Genomic DNA, 528 nt, shown 5'->3' with positions numbered 1-528 from the left:
CGATATCGTGCACGTGCCCTACAAGTCGGGTCCGCAGGTGCTGACCGATGTCGCGGGCGGGCAGGTCGACCTGGCCGTGCTGCCGCTGACGCTGGCGCAGGCCTTCATCAAGGACGGCAAGGTCAAGGCCTTCGGCGTCACCTCGCTGGCCCGTTCGCCCAGCGCACTGACGATTCCCGCGCTGGCCGAAACACCCGAACTGAAGGGCCTCGAGATGGACTCGTGGCTCGGCGTGCTGGCGCCCGCCGGCACCCCGGCCGCCGTGACGGCGGCCTGGGTGGCCGCGCTCGACACCGCGCTCAAGGACCCGGAGATCGCCCGCAAGCTGGGTGAGGTCGCGGTCACGCCGCAGCTGATCTCCGGCCCCGCCTTCGCCGACTACCTGGCGAAGGAACGCAAGGCGATCGCCGCCGTGGTGCAGGCCGCCAACATCAAGGCCGAGTAGGCACGAAGGCCCCCGATGCTGATGACGATGGCCGGTGCCTGGATCGTGCTGCCGGCCGTGCTGCTGGCCGGCGGGCTGATTGG

General features: G+C 70.6%; 1 protein-coding gene. It reads left to right on the top strand.

All coding sequences use genetic code 11. The features are described 5' to 3' along the window. On the top strand, positions 1-445 hold a 445-nt coding region (locus ACXJ3V_RS20695; protein ID WP_457102234.1), incomplete at its 5' end, for a Bug family tripartite tricarboxylate transporter substrate binding protein. Between the last annotated feature and the right edge of the window lie 83 nt (positions 446-528).

It is taken from the genome of Microbacterium sp. P5_E9 (genome assembly GCF_054049175.1).
The sequence above is the reverse complement of the archived record's forward strand: the minus strand, read 5'-3'. Positions and strand labels throughout refer to the sequence as shown.